This is a genomic window from Pseudomonas sp. WS 5059 (assembly GCF_012985525.1).
GTDB lineage: Bacteria > Pseudomonadota > Gammaproteobacteria > Pseudomonadales > Pseudomonadaceae > Aquipseudomonas.
Genome location: NZ_JAAQWO010000001.1, coordinates 205425 through 217841, shown reverse-complemented (window position 1 = coordinate 217841; position 12417 = coordinate 205425). Strand labels below are relative to the sequence as shown.

General features: G+C 57.6%; 11 protein-coding genes and 2 pseudogenes. 7 read left to right on the top strand and 6 right to left on the bottom strand.

From position 1 onward, the window contains the following. Nucleotides 1-7: 7 nt before the first annotated feature. From HBO12_RS01005 to dhaL, 3 genes are all read left to right on the top strand, one after another. On the top strand, nt 8-1123 hold the full coding sequence (locus HBO12_RS01005) for an MDR/zinc-dependent alcohol dehydrogenase-like family protein (RefSeq protein ID WP_029293713.1): 1116 nt from the start codon (nt 8-10) through the stop codon (nt 1121-1123). Between the two features lie 156 nt (nt 1124-1279). Next, nucleotides 1280-2281, top strand: coding sequence for a dihydroxyacetone kinase subunit DhaK (locus HBO12_RS01000; protein WP_170041170.1), 1002 nt, complete (start codon nt 1280-1282; stop codon nt 2279-2281). 3 nt (nt 2282-2284) lie between these two features. Then, nucleotides 2285-2932, top strand: coding sequence for a dihydroxyacetone kinase subunit DhaL (dhaL, locus tag HBO12_RS00995; RefSeq protein WP_170041169.1), 648 nt, complete (start codon nt 2285-2287; stop codon nt 2930-2932). A gap of 54 nt (nt 2933-2986) precedes the next feature. Here dhaL and HBO12_RS00990 read toward each other — a convergent pair whose 3' ends face one another. Next, the gene (locus tag HBO12_RS00990) at nt 2987-3862 is read right to left on the bottom strand and encodes a LysR family transcriptional regulator (RefSeq protein ID WP_170041168.1); all 876 of its coding nucleotides are present in this window, start codon (nt 3860-3862) and stop codon (nt 2987-2989) included. Between the two features lie 150 nt (nt 3863-4012). On the opposite strand from HBO12_RS00990, the gene HBO12_RS00985 reads away from it, so the two are divergent. After that, the gene (locus tag HBO12_RS00985; protein WP_170041167.1) at nt 4013-5539 is read left to right on the top strand and encodes an MFS transporter; all 1527 of its coding nucleotides are present in this window, start codon (nt 4013-4015) and stop codon (nt 5537-5539) included. On the opposite strand, the gene HBO12_RS00980 is transcribed toward HBO12_RS00985, so the two are convergent. After that, entirely contained in the window at nt 5532-6137 is a 606-nt protein-coding gene (locus HBO12_RS00980) for a LysE family translocator (RefSeq protein WP_169956596.1), read from the bottom strand. The genes HBO12_RS00985 and HBO12_RS00980 overlap by 8 nt on opposite strands. Nucleotides 6138-6203: 66 nt before the next feature. Here HBO12_RS00980 and HBO12_RS00975 point away from each other — a divergent pair, with 66 nt between their 5' ends. The 3 genes from HBO12_RS00975 (at nt 6204) to HBO12_RS00965 (ending at nt 8404) form a co-directional block, all read left to right on the top strand. Continuing rightward, nucleotides 6204-7121, top strand: coding sequence for a LysR family transcriptional regulator (locus HBO12_RS00975; RefSeq protein ID WP_170041601.1), 918 nt, complete (start codon nt 6204-6206; stop codon nt 7119-7121). 98 nt (nt 7122-7219) lie between these two features. Next, entirely contained in the window at nt 7220-7720 is a 501-nt protein-coding gene (locus HBO12_RS00970) for an AAA family ATPase (protein ID WP_170041166.1), read from the top strand. A gap of 63 nt (nt 7721-7783) precedes the next feature. Next, a complete protein-coding gene (locus tag HBO12_RS00965; RefSeq protein WP_170041165.1) occupies nt 7784-8404 on the top strand; it encodes a LysE family translocator in 621 nt (206 codons plus the stop codon). Nucleotides 8405-8756: 352 nt separating this feature from the next. Here the strand turns inward: HBO12_RS00965 and HBO12_RS00960 are convergent, their stop codons facing one another. The 4 genes and pseudogenes from HBO12_RS00960 to HBO12_RS00950 all read right to left on the bottom strand — a co-directional run bounded on the left by HBO12_RS00960 (nt 8757) and on the right by HBO12_RS00950 (nt 12239). After that, nucleotides 8757-9794, bottom strand: coding sequence for a GGDEF domain-containing protein (locus HBO12_RS00960; RefSeq protein WP_169956604.1), 1038 nt, complete (start codon nt 9792-9794; stop codon nt 8757-8759). Nucleotides 9795-9976: 182 nt separating this feature from the next. Further along, nucleotides 9977-10342: pseudogene (locus HBO12_RS28660) on the bottom strand (methyl-accepting chemotaxis protein); the annotation flags it as partial. Between the two features lie 183 nt (nt 10343-10525). Next, nucleotides 10526-11245, bottom strand: a pseudogene (locus HBO12_RS28655) (PAS domain-containing protein); the annotation flags it as partial. Nucleotides 11246-11336: 91 nt separating this feature from the next. Then, nucleotides 11337-12239 (bottom strand): hypothetical protein, encoded by a 903-nt coding sequence (locus tag HBO12_RS00950; RefSeq protein ID WP_170041161.1) that lies wholly within the window; start codon nt 12237-12239, stop codon nt 11337-11339. Nucleotides 12240-12417 lie beyond the last annotated feature (178 nt).

The following is a 12417-nucleotide window of genomic DNA, read 5'->3' as shown; positions in this document are numbered from 1 at the left end:
GTCTGTCATGTCCACCGCTACCGAACGTACCGCCGAACAACTCCATCCGGTAATCCCCAAGACCATGCAGGCCGTGGTTTGCCATGGCCCGGAAGACTATCGCCTGGAAACCGTCGATGTACCGACGCCAGGCCCCGACGAGATCCTGACCAAGGTCGAGCTGTGCGGCATCTGCATGGGCGATATCAAGACCTATCGCGGCGCACCGTCGTTCTGGGGCGACGCCGAGCAGCCGCGCTACGTCAAGCCGCCGATGATTCCCGGGCATGAGTTTGTGTGCCGCGTGGTCGCCCTGGGCCCCGGCGCCGAGAAGCGTGGGGTGAAGGTCGGCGACCGAGTGATTTCCGAGCAGATCGTGCCGTGCTGGGGCTGCCGTTTCTGCAACCACGGCCAGTACTGGATGTGCCAGAAACACGATCTCTACGGCTTCCAGAACAACGTGCAGGGCGCCATGGCCCAGTACATGATTTTCACCAAGGAAGGCATCATCCACCAGGTGCCCGACTCCATCGCGCCAGACGAAGCGATCCTTATCGAACCCCTGGCCTGCTCGCTGCACGCGGCGGAACGGGCCAATGTGGATTTCGACGACGTGGTGGTAGTCGCCGGCGCCGGCACCCTGGGCCTGGGGATCATCGGCGCGGTGCGCATGCGCAACCCCAAACGCCTGATCGTGCTCGACATGAAACCCGAACGCGCCGAACTGGCCCTGCGCATGGGCGCCGACGAAGTCTGGAACCCGGCCGAGGTCGATGTACTGGCGAAAATCCGCGAAATCACCGACGGTTATGGCTGCGATATCTATATCGAAGCCACCGGGCACCACAAGGCGGTGAACCAGGGCCTGGCGATGCTGCGCAAGTTGGGGCGCTTCGTCGAATTCAGCGTATTCAACGACGAGGCCACGGTAGATTGGTCGATCATTGGCGACCGCAAGGAACTGGACGTACTCGGCTCGCACCTGGGCCCTTACATGTACCCACGGGCCATCGACTTTATCGGCAAGCGCAAGATCGACATGCGCGACGTGGTCACCCACAAGTTTGCGCTGGCGGATTTCAAGGAGGCGTTTGCGGTGATGGAGCGTGGGGACAAGTCCTTGAAGGTTGTGCTCGAACCCTAAAACACCCCAACCGCTTTTTACTGTAGGAGCGAGCTTGCTCGCGAAAAACCTGAGGGCGACGCACTCATCCAGGTAGCCCGCGTTAGCGTTAACGTTTTTCGCGAGCAAGCTCGCTCCTACAGTTAGTTGCTCACAACAAGAACAGGAACCCGCGTTATGAATCGAGTCATCAACGATCCGGACCAAGTGGTCGAAGACATGCTGCGCGGCATTCTGGTCGCCCACCCGGAGCTGCGCCAAAGCGACAGCAACCCCCGTGTGATCAGCAAGGCCAAGCCCTCCGGCCAGGGCCGCGTAGGTATCGTCACCGGCGGCGGTTCCGGCCATGAACCGGCGTTTCTAGGCTATGTCGGCCCCGGCCTGGTGGACACGGTGGCCGTCGGCGAAATCTTCTCCTCACCCACCGCCAAGAGTTTTTTCGATGCGTTTCGCGTCGCTGATCACGGTGCCGGCGTGGCCTGCCTGTACGGCAACTATGCCGGCGACAACATGAACGTGAAGCTGGCAATGAAAATGGCCGCCAGCAAAGACATGCGGATCCGCACCGTGGTCGCCAACGATGACGTGGCGTCGGCGCCCAAGGCCGATATCGCCAAGCGGCGCGGGGTGGCCGGGGAAATCTTCATGTGGAAAATCGGCGGGGCCGCCGCCGCGCAGCACTATGACCTGGACGGGGTGATCCGCGTCGCGCAGAAGGCGGTCGATCACTGCCGCTCCATCGGCATCGGCCTGACGCCCTGCACCATTGCAGCGGTGGGCAAGCCGAACTTCCAGATCCCGGACGGCCAGATGGAACTGGGTATCGGCCACCACGGCGAACCCGGGATCGAGGTGATCCCGATCGAATCCGCGGCGGCCATGGCTCAACGCATGCTGGCACCGATCCTCGCCGACCGCGATTTCAGCCAGGATGACAGCGTGGTGGTGCTGGTCTCGGGCCTGGGCGCGACGCCGGTGATGGAGCTGTACATCTTCTACGCCGAAGTCGAAAGCCAGCTCAAGGCCAAGGGCCTGAAGATCCATCGCTGCTACGTCGGCAACTACTTCACCTCCCTGGAAATGATGGGCGTGACCCTGACCCTGCTGGGCCTGGATGCCGAGCTGAAAACCCTGATCGACCAACCTTGCCGCTCCATCGGCATGACCCAGGCGGAATAAACCATGAGCCAGCATTTTTCCACCCACGACGGCAGCGCGATTGTCACCGACCTGGTCAGCGTGATCGTCGCCAACCGTGAATACCTCAGCGAAGTTGACGGCGCGATTGGCGATGGCGACCACGGCATCAACATGGCCAAGGGCTTTGCCCATTGCGGCCGTACGATCGAAGGCCGGCAACTGACCCTGGCCGAGGCCCTGGATGAACTGACCCTGAGCCTGATGGAAGGCATCGGCGGCTCCATGGGCCCGCTGTATGGCAGCCTGTTTATCGGCATGGCCGACGAGGTGCGTGGCAGCGGTAACATCGACGCCGCCACCTTCGCCCATCTGCTGCGCGGTGGCCTGACTTCATTGCAGGACATCACCGAAGCCGGCGTCGGCGATAAGTGCCTGATGGACACCCTGATCCCGGCCGTGGAGGCATTTGAGCGGGCGCAAGCGGCGGGTGCGTCCTTCAGCGACGCCCTCGACGCGATGAAAAGCGCCGCCTCCCAGGGCCGCGATTCGACCAAGGACCTGGTGGCCAGGATCGGCCGGGCCAGCCGCCTGGGCGAACGCTCGCTGGGGGTGCTGGATGCCGGGGCGGTGTCCTGCTGTCTGATCCTCACGCAACTGGCAGACTCGATCCAGCCGCGCCTGGCCCGGTAGGAACCGGCTTGCCGGCAGGCGATTTTAAGATTGCCGTCGCCGGCAAGCCGGCGCCTACGGGGTGGGATTTTGCTTGATGTGCTGGATGTAGCGCGCCACCGCCGGGGCTTTTTCAAAGCGCCGGTAAATCAGCGACAGCCACGACGATGCATCGCTGCCCTGGAGGGTGCGGTAGTGCACACCCGGCAGGCTGACATGCCCCACCACCGACTCCGGCACCACCGCCACGCCCTGCCCCAGCGACACCAGGGCAATCACCGCTACCAGGCCGCCCGGCTGCGGTCCCAGGCGCGGGGCATAGCCGCCTTGTGCGGCCACCTGCAAGGTGCCGCTGATTTGCTCGGGCAGGATGAAGGTCTCGTTCTGCAAGTGCGCGCAGGTGATCGCCTTCAACCCCAGCAGCCACGAGCCCTGGGGCAGCGCCAGGACAAAACCCTCACTGCCCAGGCGCAGCGCCTCCACACCGTCGGGCAAGGTCAAGGGTGAGCGAATGTAGCCAATGTCGTAGCGCCCTTCGGCAACCAGCCCCGGCAACAGAGCCATGGGGCTTTCCCGCACGCTGAGGCTGACATCGGCAAACTGCGCGCAAAACCCCTGCACCTGGCGTTGCAACACGCCGGAATACACCGCCGACGCGACATAGCCCAATTCGATATGACCGATCTCGCCACGCCCGGCGCGTTGGGCATTGCGCTGGGCGAACTCGAACTGGCGCACGGTGCTTTCGGCTTCACCCAGCAACGCGCTGCCCGCCTCGGTCAGGCTCACGTCACGCTGGCGCCGGATAAACAGGCGCGTGCCCAGGGCACGTTCCATATCCTGGATCTGCCGGCTCAACGTCGGCGGGGCAATATCCAGTTGCTCGGCGGCACGCGTGAAATTGCGGTGCCGGGCAACGGCCAGGAAGTAGCGGAAATGACGTATTTCCATATAAGGATTAGCTCAAAGGTAATGATGTGCTTGGCTTCGGCTAACAGAACCACCGGAAGTTGACGTTAAGCTCAGGGGACGCCCACAGTAGAGAACCCTCATGATGCCCGTCAAATCCAGCTTGCCTGTTGCCTGCCAGGTAATCACGTCATGAGTCGGGTCAGCCCACGCCTTACCCTGTTGACCGCCTCCGGGGTCTGTTCGCTGATTGTCCTCGACACCAACATCGTCGCGGTGACCCTGCCGACCATCGCCCGCGACCTGGGCGCCAATTTCGCCGATATCGAATGGGTGGTCAGCGCCTATATGCTGGCCTTCGCCGCCCTGCTGTTGCCGGCCGGGAGCATTGCCGACCGCTTCGGCCGCAAGAAGACCCTGGTGTGGGGCCTGGGTATTTTTATCCTCGCCTCCCTGGGCTGTGGCGCTGCGCCCAGCGTGCTGCTGCTGGATATTGCCCGCGCCGTGAAGGGTGTCGGTGCCGCACTGCTGCTGACCTCGGCCCTGGCTTCCATCGGCCATGCCTTTCACGATGAGCTGGAACGGGCCAAGGCCTGGGCGTTCTGGGGGGCCTGCATGGGCGTGGCGATGACCGCCGCCCCAACCCTCGGCGGCCTGATTACCCATTACATGGGCTGGCGCTGGATTTTCTACCTCAACCTGCCGGTGGGCCTGGCGTTGCTGGCGCTGGTCCTGCATGCCATCCCGGAATCGCGCGACAGTCAATCGGCGCGCCTCGACCCTTGGGGCAGCCTGACCTTCAGCGCCAGCCTGCTGTGCCTGATCTGGGGCCTGATTGAAGCCAACCGGATCGGCTGGGACAACCCACTGACCTATACGCGGCTGCTCGGCGGCGCGTTCCTGCTGGGCCTGTTTGTGCTGGTGGAACGTGTGCAGCGCCGGCCAATGGTGGACCTGCAACTGTTCCAGTACCCGCGATTTATCGGCGCGCTGCTGGGGATGTTTGCCTACGCCGGGTGCGCCCAGGTGATGATGACGCTGCTGCCGTTCTACCTGCAAAACGGCCTGGAGTTTTCTGCGATTGCCTCGGGCCTGGGAATGCTGCCGTTTGCCCTGACCATGCTGATCTGCCCGCGTATCAGCGCACGCCTGGCCAACCGCTTCGCCCCCGCGACCATGATGGCAACCGGGCTGGCCCTGGTGGGCTGCGGCAACCTGTTCAGCGCCTGGGCGGTCAGTGTCGGCGGTTACCTGCCGTTCGCCCTGGCGATAGCCGTGACCGGCGCCGGTGCCGGCCTGCTCAATGGCGACACCCAGAAAAACATCATGGCCTGCGTACCGAGGGACCGTGCGGGCATGGCCTCGGGCATGAGTACCACCATGCGTTTCAGCGCGATCATGTTGGCGATTGGGGTGTATGGCGCGCTGCTGGCCAGCCATAGCGAGCATCTGCTGCACGCCAGCCTCGGCGCGCAATGGCAGGCCCAGGTACCGGGGATTGCCTCGCGGGTGGTGGCCGGGGATATGCCAGCGGCCATGGCGCTGCTGCCGGAATCGGCGCAGGGGCCGGTGCAACCCTTGGCATGGCAGGCATTTGTCGGTGGGTTTGGCAGGGTGTTGTGGGTGGCGGGGCTATTGAGCCTGCTGGGAGCGCTGGTAGTAGGCCTGTTGATGAGGCATCCGATTCCGCTGCTGCAGCCCGTAGCCCCAGTCAAGTGAGCGTCAGCAAGATCCCGAAGCTCACCAGCAATGCGCCAAAAATCCGGTCGATCCACTGTCGCGCGGCCAATAACCTGGCGCGCACCGCCCCGGCGGAGAAGCACAGTGCGACGAGGCTGAACCACACCACATGTGCTCCAGCGATAAATAGCCCGTACCCGATTTGTGCCGTCACAGCGGTGTCCGGCCGTACGACTCCCATGAACAGACTGACGATGAAGATCGATGTCTTAGGATTCAACGCATTTGTGAGAAATCCCGTACGCAGCGCTCCCAGATCAGACATGGCGGGCGGTGGCGCATCCGACGGTTCAGTGGCCGGCCCGGAACGAAGCATCTTGATGCCCAAGTAGACGAGATAGGCCGCTCCAGCCAGCTTCAACACATTGAACAACCAAGGCGTTTGTTGCAGCACCAAGCCCAATCCGAGCAGCGTGTAGCACACGTGAACAAGCACCCCCAGGCCAATTCCGACAGCGGTGAGCACGCCCGCCCTTCGAGACAGGAGCAATCCGTTGCGAGACACCATGGCGAAATCCGGCCCTGGACTGATGCACGCCAGTAGTGTGATGGTGATTACCGCTATCCATTCGCCCATGCTGTACCCTTTGAATTCTTGGTGGTGTAGGGCAATATTTACAGATCCTATGCCTTGGTAAAAACGATGATTTCTGAAGCAAATGGTGACTACAACTCACCGACTTCTGAGACTCGCATGCCGTCTCTGCTGGCATTGCGCTGCTTCGAAGCAGCCGCACGCCTGGAAAACTTCGCCCGCGCAGCTGACGAGTTGCACCTGACACCGGGGGCCATCAGCCGCGCAGTGCGCCTGCTTGAAGAGGATTTGGGCGTTGACCTGTTCGAGCGGCGTGGCCGAAGGGTGTTTTTAACCGATGCCGGAAGACGCCTGGCAAAAGCCACCAGTGAAGGGCTGGGGTTGATGACCCAGGCCGTTCGCGAGATACGCACCGACGCCCGTCGAGCTCGCCAGCTCGTCCTGTCCTGCGAGCCCACGCTGTTGATGCGCTGGTTGATCCCTCGCTGGAGCGACTTCCAGACCCTTCACCCAGGCCTGGACATTCACCTGGTTGCTGGCGGCGGCCCCTTTTCATTCAACCAGGGTATCGACCTGGCCATCCGGCGCGACGATTTTCCCTGTCCTCCCGGCTACCATACCGAGACGCTATTCCCAGAGCAGGTCGGCCCCGTATGCCGGCCAGAAAAGGCAGATCAGTGGTTTGGCAAAAATCGCAAATCCCTGCTCCCCTCTGCCCCGCTACTGCAAACAGCTAGCCGGCCCACGGCTTGGCACGAATGGGCTTACGCAAAGCAACTGCCTGTTCCAGAAGTGGAAATGCAATCTTTCGAGCACTTCTATTTCAGCATCCAGGCCGCCGTTGCAGGCCTTGGGGTAGCCATCGGCCCATGGCACCTGGTGCGCGACGATATCCAAAGCGGTGTGTTAGCCGCGCCATTGGGCTTTGTTGAAGATGGCTCGCGGTACTGCCTGCTATCGCCTACAGCGCCAAGGCCCGGTAGCGTGGAGATGGCGCTACTTGAATGGTTGCAAACTGTGGGGTGAGATGTCTGGGTGTTCAGTCATACCCCGGCGAACTAGCCAACTAGCCAACTTGCCGAACGCGAAGCCCCTAAATAACAGGCGATAGAAAAGGACATACCGTGCTTATCGTATTCAGCGGCCTTCCCGGCACCGGCAAAACCACAATCGCCAAGGAGCTTGCGGCTAAAACCGGCGCCGTTTACCTGCGGATCGATACGATTGAGCAAGCGATCCGCAACTGCGCAGTTCTTGCACAAGACGTGGGGTCCAGCGGCTATAGGGTCGCGAATGAACTTGCCCTGAGTAATCTTCGCCTTGGCCACACGGTCATCGTTGACTGCGTAAACCCTGTAAGCGAAAGCCGAATAGCCTGGAGCGAAATCGCCGTAAAGGCGGGTATCGAGTTATTCAATATTCAAGTGATTTGCTCTGATAAAAATGAACACCAGCAGCGGGTGGAAACCAGGAAGAGTGATATTGCGGGGCTGATCCCACCCACCTGGCAGTCTGTGCTGGATCATGAATACGAAGCCTGGGAAGAAGCTCCGTTTTGCATAGACACTGGGCTGGTTTCACCGGCGCAAGCGCTCTCGATGATCACCGACCGATTACTGTCTTAGCGGGTAATGGCGTCTATAAAGCTTCAAACTTAGGATTGATGCACAGCGATTCTGGAGATGCATATGGACTTGGCAACACTCGCGTTATTCCTGCCCGCATGCTTTGCGCTGAATATGGCGCCAGGGCCCAACAATCTGTTGTCTATCAGCAATGCAACCCGCTATGGCTATCGCACATCCTGCATGGCCGGCGTAGGTCGCTTGCTGGCGTTCGCAATCATGATCGCACTTGCCTCGGCGGGCTTGGCCGTGGTGTTGCAAACTTCAGAGCTAGTCTTTTACGGGATCAAAATAATTGGCGCGGCTTATCTTTTCTACCTGGCGTATCAACTGTGGAACGCCGCACCGCAAGTAGCAGCCGAATCCGAAACCCCTCAGGTGGGACTGTGGGGGTTGGCAAGACAGGAATTCCTCGTGGCCGCCGGCAACCCCAAAGCCATTCTGATCTTTACCGCGTTCTTACCTCAATTCGTTGACCCAGCGGTAGACGTGGGCTCCCAGTTCACGCTGCTGGGATTGCTGTTCCTGGTATTGGAATGGATTGCCATTGGCATCTACGCATACATCGGACTGCACATGCGCCGCTGGTTTACCCAGCCTCGAGGCAAGAAGATTTTTAATCGTTGCTGCGCGGGTTTGTTGTCCGCAGCTGCCTCGATGTTATTGATAGCGCGGCGTGGGTGAGTCTCATCAACAAAACAAAAACGGGACAGATTGATCTTCAAGCGGACGCAAGCTGAATCGCCCCTAGTTTCGTAGACGCCATCAAGCTACAAGGAAGGGTTGCTAACCCTGCATAACTGTCCGCTTTTGGCCGATTTCTGCCGGTGACAACCGACTGAAAACGGCCAAAAGCAGACGCTCAGCGATGGGGGCTAAGCGATGTATTTCATCCCATAATAAGCTTCAGAAAGCTTTCAGCCTCAGAACGGTTATGGAACATCAAAGTGAAGGTGCCCAGCGTAAGCAAGCAGCAAGGGGGAGATTCGATTTCTTCGAAAACGATTTTCACAGACGTCCTCCAGTCAAACCTTAATTACGTAGTTACAGGAAGTAGCGGTTTGACCTGCCTTCCATCCTGAAACACCCGATCCTTACCATCATGCTTGGCTTTATACATATTGCTGTCGGCGCATTTGAGCACCGTTGACATGTCCGATGTCGCTCGGAACGGCGCGACGCCCGCGCTGCAAGTGAATTGATGCGGAGGCAATACGCTGCTACGGATGTTGGCCAGCAGGCGCAACGCATATTCATTAGCAACCGCATCATCTTCGCCCAACAACAAGACACCGAACTCCTCACCTCCAATCCGTCCGACACAGTGGCTGCCAGCGGTGGTTTTCAGGCACCCGGCCATGGCACACAAAATCTTGTCACCGACATCGTGACCGTACTGATCGTTTTTTAATTTAAAGTCGTCAATGTCCAACATTATGAAGTAGCCGCTGGGACCTTCAGCCAATGCCTTTTTTAAGGTCTCTATAAAGGCCCGCCGGTTAAGTAAGGAGGTGAGAAAGTCTGTCTCCGCCAATGTCCTGAACTCACTTTCGACCAACAATACCGACCGCATGCTTCTTAAAAAGGTAAAGCTAAGAGTAAAACCAATGGACATGGAGGCAACGCAAAAAATTACCACATAAACTTCCAGTCCCCGGTAAAAGCCAACATCCAAAGTGGGCCACATCAGCATCCAGACCAGTAATGTAGAAAAAAGATAGTCCTGAACTGTGACGAATAAGATAGCACTGCTTACCACGATGATCACAGCAAGGGGCAGCGTAAAGACGCGTAACTGCACATTGGTGTCAATCACATATGCAAAGCCGAGTGACAAAATCAATATATAGACGCCGCCGAGCATTCTCCATATGCGGAAATCAGCAACTACGCGATGGACGTACCAAATAACAAACAACAATGTTGTGACCAATAGGTTCGGTAGATTTAACGTTGTCGCAGGCTCAATCAGCAAAACGCAAAGCCAGGAAACAATTCCTGCCATTTCAATCTTGGTAACCGCTGGTGACAGCAGCGTTCGCATTCTTGGTCGGATTTTGAAAATCGCCGGCATCCCTAAACTCCTTTTCCGAAACGGCCTGAATGTGACGTGAACGTGTGAGCAATACCTGACCAATGACTTAAGTGTATTTCGGCATCTATACTCCTGTTATCAATCGGAAAAGACTGCACGCAAAACTTTCATATTGCTTTCACCATCAACGAAGAGGCGTTACCGCGACGCAGATAGAGCATTCAATGCAGGTCGCTGGTGACTCTGCCAATGGCTTTCACGACTTGCTTTGCGCCTGACTGGATAGCCACCATCGCCATACCTGCCTGTTCGGACAGTTCCAATAAAACGTCGGCTTGGTCTCTGCTGCACTGGACATGCAACGCTGCTGCGCCGGCCAATTCTCGGTTTTGCCTGACCACGCCGTTAATCTCCCGCGTGGCTGCACTGGTACGGCCAGCGAGCTTGCGCACTTCATCCGCCACCACAGCGAATCCTCGCCCATGCACTCCAGCGCGTGCAGCTTCGATAGCGGCGTTAAGCGCCAAAAGATTGGTCTGGGTGGCAATGGCGCCAATCGTGTCGACGATGGAACCGATCAACTGCGACTGCGATTCAAGGGCGGTCATGCTGTCGGTCACCAAGGCCATCTGTTGGGCGATATTCTGTGTTCCAAGTACGGAGTCGGCGACCAATTCCATACCTCGGTTAGCTTTTACATCGGTATCTAGCGACACGTCGTAAGCCATGGTCGCTGCTTGTTTGATTTGGTCGGCTTTTTCAACTTGCTCGGTCACTACACTGGCGAATTTGGCAATTTTATAAACCCGACCGGAAGCGTCTCTGATGGGATTGTAAGTGGCCTCTAGCCACACCACTTTTCCGCTTTTATCTACCCGGCGAAAGCGACCAGCGTTAAACACGCCCTTGTTCAGACTCTTCCAGAACTCGGCGTAATGCGCCGACGCCACGTCCTCCGCGAGGCAGAACAGGCGGTGATGCTTGCCCTGTATCTCCGCAAGGCTATAACCCATGGCCTGGACGAACGATTCGTTGGCGTAAATGACCTCACCCGCGAGACTGAACTGAATCATCGCCATCGAGCGGTTCAGTGCGTTGAACATTTCGATGACCTCCTGTTCGTCTTGCGCCAGAGGTGGTGCAACCATGCCGTAGCCTTGAAACGTCCGGTTCGCTGCAGCGATCCAACCTACATTGAGTGTCACAGCCCGGCCGTCGGAGGCACGATAGCGTTGCCGTTGGATGGCGTACAGGTTGGGTGCAAAATCATTCTGCGGCTCCGCGTTGATGTTACTCATTGCCATATTTGAAAGCTGTTCGAGCGAGTATCCCAGCGTTTGCGCAAACCGCTGGTTGGCCGAGATAATCCGACCAGCACCATCGACACGTATTGAAAGAAAAACCGCTTCGATACCGGCAACTGTACCGAGCGACAGGGACAGTTCCTCTTGGCAGGCAAAAAGAGCATTCTTTATCTGGCGATTAAACACGCTGAACTCCGGTATAAAAAATTACAACAGAAAAAGACATTGCTCAGTGTTTAAGTCGATCCCGAGAGGGAAGGTTAAATAACAAACGAACTCATTGGGGCCAGCGTCCACAAACAATGCAAATACAGCCAGACTTATTTTCCACTTCGCTTTCATCAACTCCCAGTTCCATGCTGACCCGTGCAACTGCGAAGTAAATTGACATGGCCCGCCGCATCAGTTCGAGAAAGGCCGGGCTCAACTCCACCAAGCGTTTATCGCATTTGAAATAGCCGTGTAACTGGCCTTCCTTGATCATGCGCTGCATGTGTGTTTTGGATACGCCCAGACGCGATGAAAGCTCAACATAAGAGGATACTTTGTAGCCAGTCTCTAACGAGCCGTTGCGCAAGGCATCAGCATAGAGTGCGAGCATCGGCAGGTGACCGCCATCCCGGTTGAGAATCCATTTCGCTTCAGGCAAAAGCTTGTGGAGCAGGAAGTCGCCTTCAAGTATTCTGGCAAAACCTCGAAAAAAAACGCGCAATAGATCCGCACTTTTCCCCATGCCCGACAACCAACTGTCGTATGGAGAAATCATCTGCGAAGGCAGTAGATACGATTTGATTAGCTGCGCGGTATTGCACAGCGCTTTATCCGTGGGTCGGAAGCTACGTTGGCGTCCGTCCTGGACATGTAACCGGACATCCAGATATCCGGCGATAGATAAGAACGAGCAATATGAGTCCAGGCTGTTGCGAGACATATAGCCACGTTCTTGGCAAAATGCTTTCACTTTGGATAAGGGAACTTGCTCATCTTTATAACTAAAGCTCAACAAAGACAGGGCTACCATGAACCGGTCATATTTCAACAGGTTTTTATAGAATGAAGGCTTTTGTCGATAGCTCTCCATAACCAAATCGAAATGCAGGAGAACAGCTTCGTCTATATTGCCTCGGGTCATTTCGTAACTGGTCTCTTTCAAATTCTCAAGCAGATCAGTCTTGTTCATCGAGTACACAACCCTTAATCGGTAATATCAAACGGCTACCATTCACAATACGCACAGTATATGTGTATTCGAACCGCTGGCAGGTTCACCCCAAAAATGTTTTATGACCTGACTCGCTTCGATTACCGGTCATCCGCAAGCGTGTCTGATCGATGCCCTCCGGCTTAAAGACGCGCTG

Excerpts from the sequence above, each read along its gene's own strand:
- HBO12_RS00975 (WP_170041601.1), top strand. The coding sequence starts at position 6,204 with ATGATTTCTGAAGCAAATGGTGACTACAACTCACCGACTTCTGAGACT.
- HBO12_RS00965 (WP_170041165.1), top strand. The coding sequence starts at position 7,784 with ATGGACTTGGCAACACTCGCGTTATTCCTGCCCGCATGCTTTGCGCTG.
- HBO12_RS00985 (WP_170041167.1), top strand. The coding sequence starts at position 4,013 with ATGAGTCGGGTCAGCCCACGCCTTACCCTGTTGACCGCCTCCGGGGTC.
- HBO12_RS00980 (WP_169956596.1), bottom strand. The coding sequence starts at position 6,137 with ATGGGCGAATGGATAGCGGTAATCACCATCACACTACTGGCGTGCATC.
- dhaL (WP_170041169.1), top strand. The coding sequence starts at position 2,285 with ATGAGCCAGCATTTTTCCACCCACGACGGCAGCGCGATTGTCACCGAC.
- HBO12_RS00990 (WP_170041168.1), bottom strand. The coding sequence starts at position 3,862 with ATGGAAATACGTCATTTCCGCTACTTCCTGGCCGTTGCCCGGCACCGC.
- HBO12_RS00960 (WP_169956604.1), bottom strand. The coding sequence starts at position 9,794 with ATGCCGGCGATTTTCAAAATCCGACCAAGAATGCGAACGCTGCTGTCA.
- HBO12_RS01000 (WP_170041170.1), top strand. The coding sequence starts at position 1,280 with ATGAATCGAGTCATCAACGATCCGGACCAAGTGGTCGAAGACATGCTG.
- HBO12_RS00950 (WP_170041161.1), bottom strand. The coding sequence starts at position 12,239 with ATGAACAAGACTGATCTGCTTGAGAATTTGAAAGAGACCAGTTACGAA.
- HBO12_RS01005 (WP_029293713.1), top strand. The coding sequence starts at position 8 with ATGTCCACCGCTACCGAACGTACCGCCGAACAACTCCATCCGGTAATC.